The sequence below is a fragment of the Kitasatospora sp. NPDC056731 genome (assembly GCF_040687675.1).
Lineage (GTDB): Bacteria > Actinomycetota > Actinomycetes > Streptomycetales > Streptomycetaceae > Kitasatospora.
Map to the genome: position 1 here is coordinate 1 of NZ_JBFBNR010000013.1, position 18,900 is coordinate 18,900.

The 18,900-nt window shown below is 72.4% G+C and carries 12 protein-coding genes and 1 riboswitch; of the genes, 2 read left to right on the top strand and 10 right to left on the bottom strand.

Annotation, left to right across the window (positions count from 1 at the left end; genetic code table 11):
- Positions 1-2,529, top strand: a 2,529-nt coding sequence (locus AB0R04_RS15870) for an FtsX-like permease family protein (RefSeq protein ID WP_363371495.1), incomplete at its 5' end; no start/stop codon positions are given.
- Between the two features lie 200 nt (positions 2,530-2,729).
- Here AB0R04_RS15870 and AB0R04_RS15875 read toward each other — a convergent pair.
- From AB0R04_RS15875 to AB0R04_RS15905, 7 genes are all read right to left on the bottom strand, one after another.
- Entirely contained in the window at positions 2,730-4,097 is a 1,368-nt protein-coding gene (locus AB0R04_RS15875; protein ID WP_063348030.1) for an NAD(P)/FAD-dependent oxidoreductase, read from the bottom strand.
- A gap of 428 nt (positions 4,098-4,525) precedes the next feature.
- The gene (locus AB0R04_RS15880; RefSeq protein WP_363371758.1) at positions 4,526-5,461 is read right to left on the bottom strand and encodes a Ppx/GppA phosphatase family protein; all 936 of its coding nucleotides are present in this window, start codon (positions 5,459-5,461) and stop codon (positions 4,526-4,528) included.
- Positions 5,462-5,463: 2 nt separating this feature from the next.
- Positions 5,464-6,132, bottom strand: a complete 669-nt coding sequence (locus tag AB0R04_RS15885; RefSeq protein WP_079136261.1) for a DUF501 domain-containing protein — start codon at positions 6,130-6,132, stop codon at positions 5,464-5,466.
- On the bottom strand, positions 6,104-6,634 hold the full coding sequence (locus AB0R04_RS15890) for a septum formation initiator family protein (RefSeq protein WP_363371497.1): 531 nt from the start codon (positions 6,632-6,634) through the stop codon (positions 6,104-6,106). Before AB0R04_RS15890 ends, AB0R04_RS15885 begins: the two co-directional genes overlap by 29 nt.
- A 231-nt stretch (positions 6,635-6,865) precedes the next feature.
- Complete coding sequence (gene eno, locus AB0R04_RS15895; RefSeq protein WP_063348034.1) at positions 6,866-8,152, bottom strand: phosphopyruvate hydratase; 1,287 nt, start codon at positions 8,150-8,152, stop codon at positions 6,866-6,868.
- Positions 8,153-8,435: 283 nt separating this feature from the next.
- A complete protein-coding gene (locus tag AB0R04_RS15900) occupies positions 8,436-9,353 on the bottom strand; it encodes a transglycosylase family protein (protein ID WP_363371499.1) in 918 nt (305 codons plus the stop codon).
- 5 nt (positions 9,354-9,358) lie between these two features.
- A riboswitch (cyclic di-AMP (ydaO/yuaA leader) is annotated at positions 9,359-9,526 on the bottom strand.
- Positions 9,527-9,736: 210 nt separating this feature from the next.
- Positions 9,737-11,044: a cytochrome P450 gene (locus tag AB0R04_RS15905; protein WP_363371501.1), complete on the bottom strand. Its 1,308-nt coding sequence runs from the start codon at positions 11,042-11,044 to the stop codon at positions 9,737-9,739.
- Positions 11,045-11,319: 275 nt separating this feature from the next.
- Here AB0R04_RS15905 and AB0R04_RS15910 point away from each other — a divergent pair, with 275 nt between their 5' ends.
- Positions 11,320-11,745 (top strand): SDR family NAD(P)-dependent oxidoreductase, encoded by a 426-nt coding sequence (locus AB0R04_RS15910; RefSeq protein ID WP_063348037.1) that lies wholly within the window; start codon positions 11,320-11,322, stop codon positions 11,743-11,745.
- 17 nt (positions 11,746-11,762) lie between these two features.
- On the opposite strand, the gene AB0R04_RS15915 is transcribed toward AB0R04_RS15910, so the two are convergent.
- The 3 genes from AB0R04_RS15915 to AB0R04_RS15925 form a co-directional block, all read right to left on the bottom strand.
- A complete protein-coding gene (locus AB0R04_RS15915) occupies positions 11,763-12,791 on the bottom strand; it encodes a MazG family protein (protein ID WP_363371503.1) in 1,029 nt (342 codons plus the stop codon).
- A gap of 99 nt (positions 12,792-12,890) precedes the next feature.
- Positions 12,891-16,544 (bottom strand): transcription-repair coupling factor, encoded by a 3,654-nt coding sequence (mfd, locus tag AB0R04_RS15920; protein ID WP_363371504.1) that lies wholly within the window; start codon positions 16,542-16,544, stop codon positions 12,891-12,893.
- A gap of 795 nt (positions 16,545-17,339) precedes the next feature.
- Complete coding sequence (locus AB0R04_RS15925) at positions 17,340-18,713, bottom strand: hypothetical protein (protein WP_363371505.1); 1,374 nt, start codon at positions 18,711-18,713, stop codon at positions 17,340-17,342.
- Positions 18,714-18,900 lie beyond the last annotated feature (187 nt).

Sequence of the window (18,900 nt, forward strand, 5' to 3'; positions counted from 1 at the left end):
GCCCACAAGGGCCGACTCCTCATGACGGCGCTGGCCGTCATGCTCGGCACCGCCTTCGTCGCCGGCACCATGGTCTTCTCCGACACCTTCGGCAAGGCCATGCGGGACAACAACTCCAAGAGCTACTCGGACGTCTCGGTCCAGGTCGTGGACTACTCGGCCGGCTCCCGCGCCAGCGCCAAGCAGAAGAGCGAGAGCGGCAACGCCTCGCTCACCGACGCCACCGTCCAGCAGCTGGCCGCCCTGCCGGGCACCGCCAACGCCCGCGGCGTGGTCAGCGGCTTCACCGGGGTCGCCGACCGGAGCGGCAACCTGATCGGCCAGTTCTGGGCCGCCAAGGGCGCCAACTTCGCCCCGGCCGCGGACGGCAAGGACCCGCGCTACCCGATGGCCGAGGGCCAGGGCCCGAAGAACGGCAAAGAGATCGCCCTCGACCGCAAGACCGCCGACAAGGCCGGCTACAAGATCGGCGACACCGTCCGGATCGCCATCAACGGCCCGGTGGTCGAGGCGAAGCTCACCGGCGTCTTCACCACCGACGACCCGGTGGTGAACAGCGGCGGCACCCTCACCCTGTTCGACCGCGCCACCGCCCAGCAACTGCTGCTGGAGCCCGGCCACTTCAGCAGCATCGTGCTCACCGCCAAGCCCGGCACCAGCGAGGACGCGCTGCTCGCCCAGGTCCAGCCCAAGGTGCCGTCCGGCCAGCACTTCGACGTCGAGACGGGCGCCAAGCTCAAGGCCGACGAGCAGGAGATGATCACCAAGGCCACCGACAGCATGCGCACCATGCTGCTGGTCTTCGCCGGGATCTCGCTCTTCGTCGGCATCTTCATCATCGCCAACACCTTCACCATGCTGGTCGCCCAGCGCACCAAGGAACTCGCGCTGCTGCGGGCGATCGGCGCCAGCCGCAAGCAGGTCACCCGCTCGGTGCTGGTCGAGGCCCTGGCGATCGGCACCGTCGCGGCGCTGGCCGGGCTGCTCGCCGGCATCGGAATCGGCGCCGGCATGCAGGCCCTGATGAGCCAGCTGAACGAGAACATGCCGCACGGCACGCTGGTCATCAAGCCGCTCACCATCGCGGTGACCCTGGCCGTCGGCGTCCTGGTGACGGTGCTGTCCGCCCTGCTGCCGGCCGTGCGCGCCTCCCGGATCGCCCCGGTGGCGGCGATGAGCAGCGGCGACCAGCCGACCAGCCAGAAGAGCCTGCTGGTCCGCAACGCGATCGGCTCGGCGCTCACCGCCGGCGGCCTCGCGCTGATCGGCTTCGGCGCCTCCACCGGCAACGACAGCGGCCGCCTGCCGGTCGGCCTCGGCGCCCTGCTCGCCCTGATCGGCGTGTTCGTCCTGCTGCCGCTGCTCTCCCGCCCGGTGGTCGCACTGATCGGCCCGCTGCTGCGCGGGCTCGGCGGCACCCCGGGCAAGCTCGCCCAGCAGAACGCGGTCCGCAACCCGCGCCGCACCGCGTCCACCGCCGCCGCGCTCACCATCGGCCTGACCCTGGTCAGCGGCCTCACCGTGATCGGTGCCTCGGTCGGCGGCGCGATCGACAGGGCCGTCACCAGCTCGATGAAGTCCGACTACATGGTCTCGGGCGCCAACCACATGAGCCTGTCCGAGCAGGTGCCCGGTGAGATCGCCAAGGCCCCCGGGGTGGCCGCCTCCTCCGCGGTGACGACCGCCAGGTGGGAGCTCGACGGCACCGGCGTGGCGGTCACCGGCATGGACGCCGGCTCCTTCGACCAGCTCGCCGAGGTCAAGCTGACCAGCGGCGCCACCGCCGCCCTCGGCCAGGGCAAGGTCCTGGTGGACCAGGACCTCGCCACGAAGCTCCACGTCACCGCCGGCTCGACGATGGCGGTCTCCTACCCGGACCAGTCCACCGGTCAGCTCACCGTCGGCGGCGTGTACGAGAAGGGCGGCATGCTCGGCTCGGCCCTGCTGGCCAACAGCGAGGTCGCCAAGCACGAGGCGAAGCCCTACATCACCGACGTCCTGGTCAAGGGCAAGGACGGCGCCACCGCCGCGCTCAAGCAGTCCCTCAAGGACGCCACCGGCGCCAACCCGGTGATCGACGTCAAGTCCAAGCAGGACGTCCGCGACGACTTCAGCCAGACCATCACCTTCGCGCTGAACCTGATGTACGGCCTGCTGGCGATGTCCGTGCTGGTCGCGATCCTGGGCGTGATCAACACGCTGGCGATGTCGGTCTTCGAGCGCAAGCGCGAGATCGGGATGCTGCGGGCGATCGGTCTGGACCGCCGGGGCATCAAGCGGATGGTCCGCCTGGAGTCCGTGGTGATCTCGCTGTTCGGCGCCGGCATCGGCCTGCTGCTCGGCTGCTTCATCGCCTGGGCGATCAACGGCACCCTGAAGTCCAGCCTGAGCGGCCTGACCACCGTCCTGCCGTTCGGCCAGCTGGCGCTGTTCCTGGCCCTGGCCGGGGTGGTCGGCCTGGTGGCCGCGATCTGGCCCGCCCGCCGGGCGTCCAAGCTGGACATCCTGGAGAGCATCAAGACCGACTGACCGCCCCTCACGGGCCCGCCCAGCGGGCGGACGACGAGAAAGGGCCCCTGCCGGAGGGTTTCGGCAGGGGCCCTTCTACTTCTGTACTCCGCCCGGTCGCACGGCCGGCTGAGCACCACGGAGGTCGTGGTCCGGCGACACTGCCGGGCGGAGGGCCTCCGACTCATACCCCGGTGCTCCCACACCGGGGTCGCAGTCGCTTACTTGCTGGCGAGTTCCTTCTCGGCGGCCGGCTTGGCGGCCTCCACGGGCTTCGTGGGCGCCGTGACCTCCTGGATCGGCAGGCGCGGCTGCTCCATCTGGGAGAGGCCGACCATCTCGCGCTTCAGGAACATGGCCAGCGTCCAGTCGGTGAAGACCCGGACCTTGCGGTTCATGGTCGGGACCATGGCGCCGTGGTACGCGCGGTGGAACCACCAGGCCAGGCGGCCCTTCAGCTTGACCTTGCCGAAGAGGATCGCGACGCCCTTGTGCAGGCCCAGGCCGGCGACCGCACCGAGGTTCTTGTGCTCGTAGTTCTTCTGCGGGAAGCCCCGCATGCCCGAGATGACGTTGTCACCGAGGACGGCGGCCTGGCGCACGGCGTGCTGCGCGTTCGGCGGGCACCAGGCACCCTCGCCGGAGGCGAGGTCCGGGACCTGGGCGTTGTCGCCGGCGGACCAGACGTAGTCGAAGCCCTGGACCTGGAGGGTCGGCGCGGTGTCGACGTGGCCGCGCGGGCCCAGCGGCAGGCCGAAGTTGGCCAGCACCGGGTTCGGCTTCACGCCGGCCGTCCACACGATGGTGGAGGCGTCCATCTCCAGGCCGTTCTTCAGCACCACGTGCTGGTCGACGCAGGAGTCCATCGAGGTCTCGATGTAGACCTCGATCTTCCGCTCCTCGAGCTTCTCCTTGGTCCACAGACCGAGGTCCGGGCCCATCTCCGGGAGGATGCGGTTGGCCGCCTCCACCAGGACGAAGCGCATGTCGTCACGGCTGACGGTCTTGTAGATCTTGGCGGCGTCGCGCGCCATGTCCTCGACCTCGGCGATCGTCTCGACACCGGCGAAGCCGCCGCCGATGACGACGAAGGTCAGGGCCTTGCGGCGGACCTCCTCGTCGGCGGTGGACTCGGCCTTGTCGAGCTGGGCCATGACGTGGTTGCGGAGGCTGATGGCCTCCTCCACCGTCTTCATGCCGATGCCGTGCTCCGCCAGACCCGGGATCGGGAAGGTGCGGGAGACCGAGCCGGTCGCGACGACCAGGTACTCGAAGGGCAGCTCGTAGCTGTCGCCGGCCGCGGGCTGGATGGTGGCGACCTTGCGGGCGTGGTCCACACCGGTGACCGCACCGGTGAGCACCTCCGCCTTCTTGAGGGCGCTGCGCAGCGGCGCGACGAGGTTGCGGGGCGCGACGTTGCCGCCGGCCGCCTCGGGGAGGAAGGGCAGGTACGTCATGTACGACCGCGGGTCCACGACCGTGACGGTCGCTTCGCCGTAACGCATCTTCTTGAGGATGCGCATCGCGGCATACAGGCCGACGTAACCACCGCCGACAATGAGGATGCGAGGACGCTCCGTGGTGCTCATATCCGAAAGTATCCAGCACCGTCCGGAGCAGCCTTCGTGAGCCCGGTCACAAGCTTCTGGACACCCCGTGCTACACTGCGCGGCCGCAAATCCGGGCCCAGCGCGCCGGCTCACGGCCTTGGGCGCCCCCTCGTGGGCGCACGCCGGAATACCACCCTGCTGAGCAGCAACGATCCGTACGGTGCCCGGGTTCCCGCTCGTGATTTCGATTTTCAAACCTCAACCGAGGCTTGACCTGCGATCCAGGGGTCGTCACGGCGAGCAGACCTTCGGTCCCACATTTCGGACGTAGCGGGCGAGCGGGTGCGACGAATGACTGGATCGCCATGTGAAGAAATTCACGAACTTTCCCGCACCGGTCCGGGCGCGCCCCGGCCCCGGACCCCCGAAAGGGGTGCCGGGGCCGGTCGGGTAAGGCCCGCAGGAGGTCAGGAGGCCATACTCCAGGCGATGCCGTCCAGGATGTCGTGCTCGCTCACGACCACCTCGGCCGCGCCCGTCCGCTCCATGATCTCCAGCAGCTCCAGCGCGCCGGCCGCGATCACGTCCACCCGGCCCGGGTGCATCGACGGGATGGCCGCGCGCTCGGCGTGGGTGGCACCCAGCAGCTCACGGGCGATCCCGGCGACCCGCTCCCGGCCGATCCGCGAGTGGTGGATCGCCGCCGAGTCGTAGGCCGGCAGCTCCTGGGCGATCGCGGACACCGTGGTGACCGTCCCGGCCAGGCCCACCAGGGTGGCCGCGCCGCGCAGCGGGACGACCTCCTCGGCCTTGTCCAGCTCGGCCCGCACGTGCGCCCGGGCCGTCTCGATCTGCTCCGGCGAGGGCAGCTCGGCGCCGCCGAAGTGCCGCTCGGTGAGCCGGACGCAGCCGATGTCCACCGAGCGCGCCGCCTGCACGTCCGCACCGCCCAGCACGAACTCGGTCGAGCCGCCGCCGAGGTCGAACACCAGGTACGGCGCCGGGAACTGGCCGCCGGTCAGCTCCTTGGTGGCGCCCACGAAGGACAGGTGCGCCTCCTCCTCGCCGCTCACCACCTCGGGCTCGACGCCCAGGATCGCGCGCACGCCCTCGACGTACTCGGCGCTGTTCTCGGCGTCCCGCGAGGCGCTGGTGGCGACGAAGCGGGTGCGCTCCGGGCCGACCCCGAACCCGGCGATGACCTCCCGGTACTCGCGGCAGGCCGCGAAGGTGCGGGCCAGCGCGTCCGGGTGCAGCCGGCCGGTCTGGTCCACGCCCTGGCCCAACCGGTTGATGATCATGCGGCGGTCGAGGTCCGTGATCTCCCCGGTGGCCGGGTCCAGGTCGGCGACCAGCAGCCGGATCGAGTTGGTGCCGCAGTCGATCGCGGCCACCCGGGTCATGCTCACGCGGACTCCCCGGGGTCGGACTCCTCGGCGGCCCGCTTCTTCGCGGCGCGCTCGGCGGCCTTCTGCTGCTTGGCCTCGATCACGGCCTGGTGGTCCTGCTCCTTGGCCCGGTTGCGGGCGACCCGCCCACCGGCGGCCTCGACCTCGGCCGGGGAGACACAGGGGCCCTTGGCCCACCAGTCCTCCAGCAGGCCGATCGCCTCGTCGCCGAGCGGGTTGACGCCCTCGCCGGCCGCCAGCGAGTGGCCGACCAGCACGTGCAGGCACTTCACCCGGTCCGGCATGCCGCCGGCGCTCGGGAAGCCCTCCAGCACCTCGATGGCGTCGCGCCGGGCGATGTAGTCCTCGTGCGCCTTCTGGTAGGCGGCGGCCAGCTCCGGGTCCTCGGCGAGCCGGGCGGTCTGCTCCTTCATCACGCCGTCCGCCTCCAGGGTGCCGATCAGCGAGGCGGCCTTGGGGCAGGTCAGGTAGTACAGCGTCGGGAACGGCGTGCCGTCCGGCAGTCGGGGGGCCGTCTCCACGACGTCCGGGTTGCCGCAGGGGCAGCGGTGCGCCACGCCGCGCAGGCCGCGCGGCACCCGGCCGAGCTGGGCGGCGATGGCGGCGACGTCGGCGTCGGAGACGGCGGGGTGGTTCTCAGTGGTCATGGGGGGAGGTGTCTCCAGCGGGGGACGGTGGGAGCGGACGGGGGGAGGCGGGGGCCGGGGCGGCGGCGTCGGTGGTGTCGGCGGCGTCGACCGAGTCCCAGATGCTGGCGTACCAGGGCTTGGCGGCCCGCGCCGAGCCGCCGGACGCGCCGTCGGAGGCGGCCGAGCCGGCGGCGGCAGCGGAACCGGTGGCGGCAGCGGAACCGGTGGCGGACGCCGAGGGCCGGGCGGCGGCCGGACCGGCCGGATCCACCGCGATGTACGGGGTCTCCCCCGGCATCGCGTAGTGCAGCCGGGCGCGGGCCTGCGCCTTGACGTACTCGGGGTCCTGCCAGCGGGCCTTCTCCCGGCGCAGCTGCTCGACCTGCTGGCGGGAGCGGTCGGCCTTCGCCTGCTGGGCGGAGATCTCGGCGCGCTGGGAGATGAACTGCCGCGTCGGGTAGGCGAGGATCGCCACCAGCGAGCAGAGCACCAGGACGAGGACGGTCGCCCGGCTCGTGAAGCGAGGCCGGGCCGCCAAGCCCGGGATCCTCCAGCCTGCCATCTCCCGTTCCCCTCCTGGTCGCGACGGTGCCCCGCCGTCCACCCTACGGGGTGAACGGCGGGGCACCGGTCAGGCGTGCTCACCGGTCGGCGGAGCGACCGTGCTCGCCGCTCCGAGGAGCGGCTGAGCCTGCTGCTCCGCGGAACGGCTGTGCTTGCTACTCCGCGGAACGGCTGTGCTTGCTATTCCGCAGAGCGGCTGTGCTTGCTATTCCGCAGAGCGGAAGCGCGGGAAGGCGCCGCGGCCGGCGTACTCGGCGGCGTCGTCGAGGATCTCCTCGATGCGCAGCAGCTGGTTGTACTTGGCGACGCGCTCGGAGCGGGCCGGGGCGCCGGTCTTGATCTGGCCGCAGTTGGTGGCGACGGCCAGGTCGGCGATGGTGACGTCCTCGGTCTCGCCGGAGCGGTGCGACATCATGCAGCGGTAGCCGTTGCGCTGGGCCAGCTCGACGGCGTCCAGGGTCTCGGTCAGCGAGCCGATCTGGTTCACCTTCACCAGCAGCGCGTTGGCGGTGCCGGTCTCGATGCCCCTGGCCAGGCGGGCCGGGTTGGTGACGAACAGGTCGTCGCCGACCAGCTGGACCTTGTCGCCCAGCTTGACGGTCATGGCCTTCCAGCCGTCCCAGTCCGACTCGTCCAGCGGGTCCTCGATGGAGACCAGCGGGTAGGAGTCGACCAGCTCGGCGTAGTACTCGATGAGCTCGGCGGCGGAGATGGCCTTGCCCTCGAACTGGTAGGCGCCGTCCTCGTAGAACTCGGACGCGGCGACGTCCAGGGCGAGCGCGATGTCGCGGCCGGGCACGTAGCCGGCCTTCTGGATGGCCTCGGTGATGAGGTCCAGGGCCTCGCGGTTGCTGTCCAGGTTCGGCGCGAAGCCGCCCTCGTCGCCGAGGCCGGTGGACAGGCCGCGCTCCTTCAGCACGCCCTTGAGGGTGTGGTAGACCTCGACGCCCCAGCGGACGGCCTCGGAGAAGGACTCCGCGCCGATCGGGGCGATCATGAACTCCTGGATGTCGACGTTGGAGTCCGCGTGCGAACCGCCGTTGAGGATGTTCATCATCGGAACGGGCAGCACGTGCGCGTTCGGGCCGCCCAGGTAGCGGAACAGCGGCAGGTCGCTGGCCTCGGAGGCGGCGTGCGCCACGGCCAGCGAGACGCCCAGGATCGCGTTGGCGCCGAGCGAGGACTTGTCCGGGGTGGCGTCCAGGTCGAGCATGGCCTGGTCGATCAGGCGCTGCTCGGTGGCGTCGTAGCCGACCAGCTCCGGGCCGATCTGCTCGATGACGGCCAGGACGGCCTTCTCCACGCCCTTGCCGAAGTAGCGGTTCTTGTCACCGTCGCGCAGCTCCAGCGCCTCGAAGGCGCCGGTGGAGGCACCCGACGGGACAGCGGCACGACCGGTGCTGCCGTCGTCGAGGCCGACCTCGACCTCGACCGTGGGGTTGCCACGCGAGTCGAGAATCTCACGGGCTACGACGACATCGATGGACGGCACGAGGCATCTCCTTGCGGAAGCAGGGTCCGGCTGACGTTGGGTGCTGCCGGCGGGACGATTGCGGAGTCGTTACGACCAGAGCCTAACCGCCCCGGCCCCCGGGGCCGCGCTGGCCTCGGTCCCGTCTCAGCGTGTGGCCCGGCTACCCACCAGTAGTTCACCTGCTTGCCCGATCGAAGCGGGCGAATACGGGGGAATGCGGGCGAAGGGGGACGGCGCCCGCCCCCCTTCGCCCGCAGGGCCCGGGCCGCTCAGGGCCCGGGCCGCTCAGGGCCCGGGCCGCTCAGCCGAGGTGCAGCACCTGGCCGGGCATGATCAGGTTGGGGTTGCCGCCGACGGTGCCGCGGTTGCCGTCGTACACCGACTGCCAGCCGCCGGATACGCCCTGGGCGGCGGCGATCGTCGACAGCGTGTCGCCGGCCCGGACGGCGTAGTCGTGACCGCCCTGCGCGGCGGCGGGCTGCGCGGCCGGGGCGGACTGTGCGGGCTGCGCGGCGCGGGGCGCGTACTGCGGCTGGGCGGCGGGCTGGCCCGCGTACTGCTGGTAGACGCTCTGGTGGCTGGTCCAGTACCAGGCGCCGTTGTTCTGGTACCAGTACACCTTCGCATCGGCGTCCCAGCCGGCCTTGCCGGAGAAGCCCTGGGTCTGCGGCTGCGTCTGCTGCGGGGCCTGCTGGACGGGCTGCTGGGCGGCCGGCTTCGGGGCGGCCTGCTGGACCGGCTGCTGGGCGGGCTTCGGGGTCTGCGCCTGCTGGGTCGGCTTGGCGGCGGACTGCTTGGCGGGCTTGGCGTCCGTGGAGGTGTCCACGGAGGCCGGGGCGCCGCCCTTGCTCAGACCGGCCTTCTGGGAGCAGACGGGCCAGGCGCCCGGACCCTGCGAGGCCAGCACCTTCTCGGCGACCGAGATCTGCTGCGCCTTGCTGGCCTGGTTGGCCTGCGGGGCGTAGGAGGTACCGCCGTACGCCTTCCAGGTGCTGGACGTGAACTGCAGGCCGCCGGAGAAGCCGTTGCCGGTGTTGATGCTCCAGTTGCCGCCGCTCTCGCACTGGGCGACGGCGTCCCAGGTGGAGGCCGGGGCGGCGGAGGCGCCGGTGGCGGTGAGGAGCGGCATCGCGAGTCCGACGCCGGCCACACCGGCGACGGCGATGGCCTTCTCGGTCTGGGTGCGACGACGGTGGCGGCCAGTTCCAACGAACAGCATGACGAGGTCCCTCTCCGCACGCCTGCGAGGTGAGCTGTCGGGTTCGGACCGGGAGGTGGCCCGGCCGCCGAAAGCGGAAACGATTCCGCTCGGGCGGCTTCACCCCAAGCCGTTGGGGAACGGCAACAAACCTGGTTCCCCCGCCCCTGCCCAGGGTCTGGTCGGTTTCCCGTGACGCGGCGGGCAGGATTCGGCGTTCCGCGCACGAGGTCCGCAGCTGCGAACTCCAGGGAGAGTAGACAGATCATCAGACCAATAACAAGCTCATATCACCGATATCACACACAAATTACGGCGCGTGGTCAATCGCCTACCACCGGCGGCGGTATGTCCGGATTAATGCGGGTTCAGACCTGGCTCCACGACCCGCCGGAGACGTGCCGTCAGCGTGTCGGAGCGTCGGTCGGCGTGACCGGCGCGTGCGGAGAACGGGCCTCCGGAGTGAATTCGACCGGGAGTTCCCGCAGGCCACGCATGATCAGGCCGCCCCGCCAGCGCAGGTTCTCCGGGTTTTCCGCGAGCCGCAGGTCCGGCAGCCGGGAAAGCAGCGTGGTCAGTGCGCTCCGCCCCTCCAGGCGAGCCAGCGGGGCGCCGATGCAGTAGTGGATCCCGTGGCCGAAACCCAGGTGCGGATTATCCGTGCGGGCCAGGTCCAGGGTGTTCTCGTCCGCGAACCTGGCCGGATCGCGATCCGCCGCGGCCAGCACCACCAGCACCGGATCGCCCACCGGGATGTCCACCCCGCCGATCGACAGCGGCCGCGTCGCGAAGCGCCACGTCGCCATCTCCACCGGCCCGTCGTAGCGCAGGAGTTCCTCGATCCCGGTGTCCAGCAGCGCCGTCTCGCCGCGCACCACCGACTCCTGCAGCAGCCTGCGCTGCTCCGGGTTGCGCAGCAGCGCGTACGTGCCGTTGCCGATCAGGTTGACGGTCGTCTCGAACCCCGCGAACAGGAGGATGAACGCCATCGCGGCGGCCTCGTTCTCGTTCAGGTGCTCGCCGTGGTCGCTCGCCCGGATCAGGCCCGAGATCAGGTCCTCGCCCGGATCCGCCCGCTTGCGGTGGATCAGCTCCAGCAGGTACGCCCGCATCCGCTTCACCGCCCGCCCCACGCCGCCGCGTTGGCTGCCGCCGTGGCCCGGCTTCGTGTGTCGCAGCATCATCCCGGCCCAGTCCCGGAAGTCGTCCTGGTCCTCGGCCGGCACGCCCAGCAGGTCGCAGATCGCGTAGATGGGGAGCGGGAACGCGAACTCGTGGATCAGGTCCGCCGAACCGCGCTGCGCGAAGCCGTCGATCAGCCGGTCCGTGAGCTGCTGCACCCGCGGCTCGAACTCCGCCACCCGGCGCGGCGTGAACGCCTTCGACACCAGCCGGCGCAGCCGGGTGTGGTCCGGCGGGTCGATGTTCAGCAGATGTGTCATCAAGTCCGCCTGGCGCTCCCCCGGAATTCCCACCCGCCCGGTGCGGTGCGCCTGCTCGCTGTGGTGCGCCGGGTTCTTCGACAGCCTGCCGTCCGCCAGCGCCTGCCGCGCGTCCGCGTAGCGGGTCACCAGCCAGGCCTCCACCCCGCTCGGCAGCGTCGTGCGGTGCACCGGGGCGTGCTCGCGCAACCAGGCGTAGGCAGGGTACGGATCGGTGGCGAACTCCCAGGTGAAGAGCTGCGGGGCGGCGGGGTCGGGCTGCGCTGGCATGCGTCGACCGTATCCGGTGGGTCGGGGCCGCACCGTCTCCGGCGGCCGCGACCGGCGGGGCCGGATCGTCAACACCCGGCGGACGGCCCGCCAACGCTCCGTGGACGCCTTGTGGACGGTCCGTGGACAGCTCTTGGACAGCTCTTGGCCGGGCGGCGGGCGTGACCCTGGTCACCTGAGGGGTAATCCCTGTTGCGGAGGGTCAGGACCTGCCTACGATCCTCCGCAGAAATCGTGGGCGCCGGTGCGGTGTCGCCCACAGGGAGGAGCAGACCATGCGGGTCAGCGGGTCAGTCGTCGTCATCGCGGTACTCGACGGCGGATCGGGAGCCGAGCTCGCCCGCCGGTTCGCCGCCGCCGGAGCCGCCGGAGTGCTGATCGCCGACCAGCGGGCCGGCGTCGCCGAGGACCTCGCCACCGAACTCGACCGGCCGGGCTGCCCCGTCGTCGGCGTCGGCGGCGACATCCGCCGCCCCAGCGACATCGCCGCCCTCGTCGACACCGCCGAGAAGCACCTCGGCCCCATCGACCTGTTCTGCGTCGCCGGCCCCGACGGCGAGCGGATCGTCTCCCTCGCCGAACTGCCCGCCCGCCTCGACCTCGAACGCCTCGCCGAACTCCTCGCCCTTGTCGGCGAGGCCATCGGCGAAGTCGTCCCCCGGCAGCGGCGGCCGATCGAGAACACCGCCACGGCCGCCTGAGGCCCCGCCCGGGCCCGCTACTCGCCGACCGGCTTGAGGCCCTCGGCCGCGCGCACCGCGTCCCGGTAACCGCGCGCGGCCGAGCGCAGCGCCGCGTCCACGTCCACCCCGGCGTCGTGCGCCCGCTGGGCCACCGCCAGCAGCAGCCGGCCCGCCGACTGCGCCGTCAGCTCCGCCGGCAGCGCGTACGGCTCGTCCGGCACGCCCGCGAAGCCCGCCCGGCGCACCCGCGACACCAGCTTCGCCGCGTACGCCAGCGACGGCAGCCCGGCCGGCACGCCGTCCAGCACCGACTCCCGGTCCGCCTTCTCGGCCGCCTTCAGCTGCTCCCAGTTCGCCTCCACCTCGGCGGCGCCCTCCGCCTCGACGTCCCCGAACACGTGCGGGTGCCGGTACATCAGCTTCTCGACGATGTCACCGGCCACGTCGTCGATCGAGAACGCCTCCTCCGGGTGCTCCTCGGCGATCCGGGAGTGGAAGAACACCTGGAGCAGCACGTCGCCCAACTCCTCGCGCAGCGTCTCCCGGTCCCCCTCCTCGATCGCCTCGACCAGCTCGTACACCTCCTCGACCAGGTACTTCACCAGGCTCTCGTGCGTCTGCTCGGCGTCCCACGGGCAACCGCCCGGCGAGCGCAGCCGGTCCATCACCGACACCAGGTCCAGCAGCCGCGCCCCCGGCAGGTCGTACGACCCCGGCAGCACCTCGATCTCCGGCACCTCACCCGCGTGCTCCACCGCCAGCCGCGCCAGCGCGTCCGTCAGCCCCGGATCCCCGTCCGGGCTGCCCAGCCACACCGTCGGCCCGGCCCCGCCCGGCTGCCCGGTCAGCAGCCGCGCCAGCGCCGGCGCCGACCCCGCCGCCACGACCTCGACCTCCACCCCGGCCTGCTGCACCGCCGCCACCTGCGGATGCCCCGCGTCCGCCGCCAGCACCCGCCCCGCCGACCGCAGTGCCTCCCACGCCGGCCACGCCAGCAATCCGGGGGCCACCCGGTGGGTGGTCGTCAGCAGGATCAGCTTCGCGTCCGGAACATTCGTCGTCACACCCCGAACCTACCCGCCGCCCGTCCGGGGCGGACGGGGCGGGGACGGGCAGGCGGCGGGCCCGACGGGACCCGCCCCGCCCGCCAGGCCTGGCGGGCGCTACTTCTTCGACCCCGCCAGGTCGTCGAACATCGCCGACAGGAACTCGCTGCACCAGCCCAGCAGCTCCCGCCCGACCAGCGGCTTGCCGCCGATCCGCCCGGTGCTCGGCCGCGGCACCAGCAGCTGCTGGGCGGCCGCCTTGACCTGGCTGCGCGGGTAGAGCCGGTTCAGCCGCAGCTGCTGGGACTCCCGCAGCTCCACCGGTCCGAACCGGACGTTGGCCCCCTGGAGGGTGATGTCCGCGATGCCGCACCGCCGGGCGTACAGCCGCAGCGCCGCGACCAGCAGCAGGTTCTCCACCGGCTCCGGCAGCTTGCCGTAGCGGTCGACGAGCTCGTCCCGGACCTGCTGGATGTCCGCCTCCGAGTTGACCGCCGCGATCGAGCGGTACGCCTGCAGCCGCAGCCGCTCGCCGGGCGCGTAGTCGTGCGGCACGTGCGCGTCGACCGGCAGCTCGATCTTCACCTCCAGCGGCTCCTCCTCCGGCTCGCCGCCGTTCGCCAGCGACTCGCGGAACTCGGCCACCGCCTCGCCGACCATCCGCATGTAGAGGTCGAAGCCGACGCCCGCGATGTGCCCGGACTGCTCGCCGCCGAGCAGGTTGCCGGCGCCGCGGATCTCCAGGTCCTTCATCGCCACGTACATGCCGGCGCCCATCTCGGTGTGCTGGGCGATGGTGGCCAGGCGCTCGTGCGCGGTCTCGGTGAGCGGCTTCTCCGGCGGGTACAGCATGTACGCGTAGCCGCGCTCGCGGCCCCGGCCGACCCGGCCGCGCAGCTGGTGCAGCTGGGAGAGGCCGAAGGTGTCCCCGCGCTCGACGATCAGGGTGTTGGCGTTGGAGATGTCGATGCCGGACTCCACGATCGTGGTCGACACCAGGACGTCGAACTCCTTCTCCCAGAAGTCGACGACGACCTTCTCCAGCTGGTTCTCCCCCATCTGCCCGTGCGCGGTCGCGATCCGCGCCTCGGGGACGAGGTCCTTGAGCCGGGCGGCCGCCTTGTCGATCGACTCCACCCGGTTGTGGATGTAGAACACCTGGCCCTCGCGCAGGAGTTCACGCCGGATCGCGGCCGAGATCTGCTTCTCGTCGTAGGGGCCGACGAAGGTCAGCACCGGGTGCCGCTCCTCCGGCGGGGTGGTGATGGTGGACATCTCGCGGATGCCGGTGACGGCCATCTCCAGGGTGCGCGGGATCGGCGTCGCGGACATGGTGAGCACGTCGACGTTGGCGCGCAGCTTCTTCAGCTGCTCCTTGTGCTCGACGCCGAAGCGCTGCTCCTCGTCGACGATGACCAGGCCGAGGTCCTTGAACCTGGTCTCGGAGGAGAACAGCCGGTGGGTGCCGATGACGACGTCCACCGAGCCCTCGAACAGGCCCTCCAGCACGGCCCTGGCCTCGCTGTCGCTCTGGAACCGGGAGAGCGCCTTCACCGACACCGGGAAGTTGGCGTACCGCTCGGCGAAGGTGGAGAAGTGCTGCTGCACCAGCAGCGTGGTCGGCACCAGCACCGCCACCTGCTTGCCGTCCTGCACCGCCTTGAACGCGGCGCGCACCGCGATCTCGGTCTTGCCGTAGCCGACGTCGCCGCAGATCAGCCGGTCCATCGGGACGGACTTCTCCATGTCGGACTTGACCTCGGCGATGGTGGTCAGCTGGTCCGGCGTCTCCGCGTACGGGAAGGCGTCCTCCAGCTCGCGCTGCCAGGGGGTGTCCGGGCCGAAGGTGTGGCCGGGGGCGGCCATCCGGGCCGAGTACAGCTTGATCAGGTCGGCGGCGATCTCCTTGACCGCCTTCTTGGCCCGCTGCTTGGTCTTCGCCCAGTCCGCGCCGCCGAGCCGGTGCAGCGTCGGGGCCTCGCCGCCGACGTACTTGGTGACCTGGTCGAGCTGGTCGGTCGGCACGAACAGCCGGTCGCCGGGGTGGCCGCGCTTGGCCGGGGCGTACTCCAGCACCAGGTACTCGCGGGTGGCGCCCTGGACGGTGCGCTGCACCATCTCGACGTACCGGCCGACGCCGTGCGCCTCGTGGACGACGTAGTCGCCGGCGGCCAGGGCCAGCGGGTCGATCGCGTTGCGGCGCCGGGACGGCATCCGGCGCATGTCCTTGGTGGAGGACTTCTGGCCGGACAGGTCGGTCTCGGTGATGACCGTCAGCTTCAGGGCCTCGTCGACGAAGCCGTGCTCGATCGAGCCGCAGGAGACGTAGACGACATCCCGGGTGGGCGCCTCGGCGAGGTCGGCGACCAGCCGGGCCGGGATGCCCTCGTTGCCGAGCACCTCGGCGAGCCGGGAGGCGGGCCCGTGGCCCTCCGTCACCATCACGACCCGCCAGTCGGCGGCCAGCCGCTCCTTGGCGTCGGCGATCGCCCGGGCGGTGTCGCCCCGGTAGGCCTCGACGGCGTGCATGCCGAGGGTGAGCGTGTTGGCATCGCCGTGCCAATCAGCGGCTCCGCCGCGGGCAAGCACCTCGTTCACGGTGGACTCGCTGGTCGCGAACGGGCTGACCGACCACCAGGGCAGGCCGATCTCGGCGGCGTGCTCGCGCACCTCGGCGAGCGAGCGCAGCGAGGCGGCGGAGACGTCGATGGTCTCCAGGTCGATCGGCCGGTCCCCGCCGGCCGCGGCCGCCACCCAGGAGGCGTGCAGGAACTCCTGGCTGGTCGCCACCAGGTCGGCGGCCCGGGTGCGGACCCGCTCGGGGTCGCAGACCACGGCGACCGAGCCGAGCGGCAGCACGTCCATCAGCAGTTCCATGTCGTCCACCAGGACGGGCGCCAGCGACTCCATGCCCTCGACCGCGATGCCCTCGGCGATCTTGTCCAGGATCTCGGCCAGCCCGGGGTGCGCGGCGGCCAGCTCGGCGGCCCGCGCCCGCACCTCGTCGGTGAGCAGCAGCTCACGGCAGGGCGGCGCCCACAGGCCGTACTGGGCGATCTCCAGCGAGCGCTGGTCGGCGACCTTGAAGTAGCGGATCTCCTCGACGTCGTCGCCCCAGAACTCCACCCGCAGCGGGTGCTCCTCGGTCGGCGGGAAGACGTCCAGGATTCCGCCGCGGACGGCGAACTCGCCGCGCTTCTCGACCAGTTCGACACGCGCGTAGGCCGCGGCGGAGAGCCGTCGGGCGACCTCCTCCAGATCGTGCGACTCGCCGCGCTGGACGGCCACCGGCTCCAGCTCGGCCAGCCCCTTGACCTGCGGCTGGAGCACCGAGCGGACCGGCGCGACGACCACCTGCACCGGGCCGGCCGCCGGGTCGTCCGCCCGCGGGTGCACGATCCGGCGCAGCACGGCCAGCCGGCGCCCGACGGTGTCCGAGCGGGGCGACAGCCGCTCGTGCGGCAGGGTCTCCCAGGCCGGGTACTCGGCGACCGCGTCCGGCGGCAGCAGCGAGCGCAGCGAGGCGGCGAGGTCCTCGGCCTCCCGGCCGGTCGCGGTGACGGCGAGCACCGGACGACCCCGCTCGCCGGCGGCCTGGCCGGCCAGCGCGCGGGCGAGCGCGGCGATGGCGAACGGCCGGGCGGCGGGCGGTCCGACCAGGTCCAGGTGGCGGCGGCCGTCGGCCGCGGCTCCGGTGGCGGTCGCCGCCTCGATGGCCTCGGCGAGCGCCGAGTCCCGCGCGACGACATCGAGCAGTCCGGTCAGACTCATCAGGGTCTCTTCTTCGTCCCGTGGCTGGTGCTGCCTCCGGGCGGCAGAGGCCTGCCGGGGCAACGCGAACGGCCCGGCACGCCGAGCGGCCGGGGGTGTCCAGCCTACGCCGCGGCACGGACGCGCACGCGGTGTACGGCCCGGCGGGGCCGGGCGGGAACGAACCACCGTCCGGGGCGACGAACGGCCCCGGACGGAGCCGGTGACCGGACCGCGACCGGACCGCGACCGGACCGCGGACGAACGACTGGACGGAACACCGGACCGGCCGGTGGACGAACCGGCCGGACCCTGGTCAGATTCGGCTCCGCGATCTGCCACGAACTGGACATACTCCTGTCACTGCCTGTCCATGGAGATCGCGCACCATGGTGAATGTGCCCGCCGCACCCAACCGTGGGGGATGGCTGTGGCGGCACTGTCGCACCCCCGATGGGGGTCGGAGGTGCGAGGCCGGGCGACCCTGGGTGGGGGCGCCCGCCCAAGCGCCGGGAACCGTGGCGCCCTTTCCTGGAGGGCGCCACGGGTCTCGGCCTCACTCGTGGTCGCCGCCCTGCCGGACCGCGTTCCGGCCCACCGCCGCCACCAGGCGTGCGGCGACTACCGGCGCAACAGGTCGACGTCGCACATCTTTCGAGGACCAACCTGGCCAACCTCCGGTCCACCGCCCTGGCCGGCTACCGGCGCCGGCCGATCGACCGCAACGCGAAGGCCCTGACCACCCCAGCGGGAGCGGTCAGGGCCCAGGACGCGAAGCTCACCCGGCTGATCATGGACGAGCCGCCGGCGCGGCGGTCAGCGACGCCGGTAGCTCACCGTGTTCGGGGTGGCGTAGCCGGCACCGTCGTCCACGATGACGATCTTCGGGATGATCCGGGTCTCGTCCTGCGGCTCCTTCTCGGCGCCTTCGCCGTCGCCGTCGGCCTCCCCCGACCGGGGCGGTCCGACCGGCTTCGGCGGCGCCGCGGCCGGCGCGACCGGACCGGTCGCCACCGCCCCGGCGGGCGCGCCGGACGCGCCGGACGCACTGGGCGCGCCGGAACCGCTCGCGGCCCCGGCGACGGAGGCCCCGCCCACGACCGGCATCCGCAGCCCGGCCGCCGACTTCTCCCGCGCGGCCGGCGCGGCCGGCGCGACGGCCTTCCGCAGGTCGGCCACCTCGATCTCACCGGTGTCCGCCTCCGAGTCCACCGGCGCCGCGTCCACCGGCCCCGCGTCGGCGACCGCGTCCGCGACCCGCCGGGCGTCCGCCGGCCCGGCGACCGCCGCCGCCAGCCGCTCCGGCTCGATGGCGCCGACCGCCGCGCCGGTGAGCGAGGCCAGCGTGGCCTTGATGTGGTCCAGGTGCTTCTGCACGGTCTCCAGACGGCCGTCGAACTCGCCCTGCTCGCGTTCGCTCGCCGCGTTGATCCGCTCGGCCTCCCGGCGGGCCTGCTCGATCAGCTGGTCGGCCTTGGCCTGGGCGTCGGTCTCCAGCTGCTTGATCCGGCCGAGCACGGTCTCCCGGTGCTGCTCGGCCTCCTTGACCCGGCGCTCGGCGGTCGCGGAGACCTGGGCGTCCTCGGCGTCGGCCTTGGTCTGGGCCTGGGCGAAGGTCTCGTCGGCCTTGCGGCGCAGCTCGGCGAGCGTGGCCTCGGCCTGCTCGCCGGCCTCGGCGGCGGCCACCCGCACCTTGGCGGCGTAGGAGGTGGCGGCGTCCCGGTCGCTGCGGCTCTCCCGGTCGGCCTCGGCCCGGATACCCTCGGCCTCGGCGCGGGTGCGCTCGTCGGTGCGCCGGGCGGCCTGGTCGGCCTCGGAGCGGGTGGTGGTGGCGTACTCCTTGGCGGCGTGGCCGAGGGCCTGGCCGGCCTCGTAGACCTCGTCCCGGAGGTCCTCGGAGAAGCGCTCGGCCTTCTCCCGGACGGCGCGCGCCTCGTTCTGGGCCATCACCGCCAGTCCGGCGGCCTGCTCGCTGAGCACCTCGTAGTCGGGCTCCGGAGCCTCCTCGGCGGCCCGGCGGATGTCGGCCAGCCTGGCCTCCATCTGCCGGAGCCCGGAGCCGAGGACGCTCAGCCGCTCCCACGCCTCGTCGCGCTGCGCGGTGAGGGCGGTGAGGGCTCGGTCGACCTGCTCGGGCGCGTAACCGCGCCGGGCAGAGGTGAAGCCGTACTCGGGGACGGCGTCGCTCATGGGCTCTTCCCCTCATGTCGCGGGCTGCGGAGCCCATGATCGGACGGAACGGACGGATCCGGAACCGGTTCGGCGGCCGGGGCCGAAATCGGACGCCTGGCGGACCGGAATACGTCGAGGACTGGACGAATAGACCCATCCTCTTGACCTATTTTGCGCAGATCTGGGCGAAACCCCAACGAGGCAC

Excerpts from the sequence above, each read along its gene's own strand:
- AB0R04_RS15910 (WP_063348037.1), top strand. The coding sequence starts at position 11,320 with ATGCGGGTCAGCGGGTCAGTCGTCGTCATCGCGGTACTCGACGGCGGA.
- AB0R04_RS15875 (WP_063348030.1), bottom strand. The coding sequence starts at position 4,097 with ATGAGCACCACGGAGCGTCCTCGCATCCTCATTGTCGGCGGTGGTTAC.
- mfd (WP_363371504.1), bottom strand. The coding sequence starts at position 16,544 with ATGAGTCTGACCGGACTGCTCGATGTCGTCGCGCGGGACTCGGCGCTC.
- AB0R04_RS15900 (WP_363371499.1), bottom strand. The coding sequence starts at position 9,353 with ATGCTGTTCGTTGGAACTGGCCGCCACCGTCGTCGCACCCAGACCGAG.
- AB0R04_RS15925 (WP_363371505.1), bottom strand. The coding sequence starts at position 18,713 with ATGAGCGACGCCGTCCCCGAGTACGGCTTCACCTCTGCCCGGCGCGGT.
- AB0R04_RS15880 (WP_363371758.1), bottom strand. The coding sequence starts at position 5,461 with ATGACCCGGGTGGCCGCGATCGACTGCGGCACCAACTCGATCCGGCTG.
- AB0R04_RS15905 (WP_363371501.1), bottom strand. The coding sequence starts at position 11,044 with ATGCCAGCGCAGCCCGACCCCGCCGCCCCGCAGCTCTTCACCTGGGAG.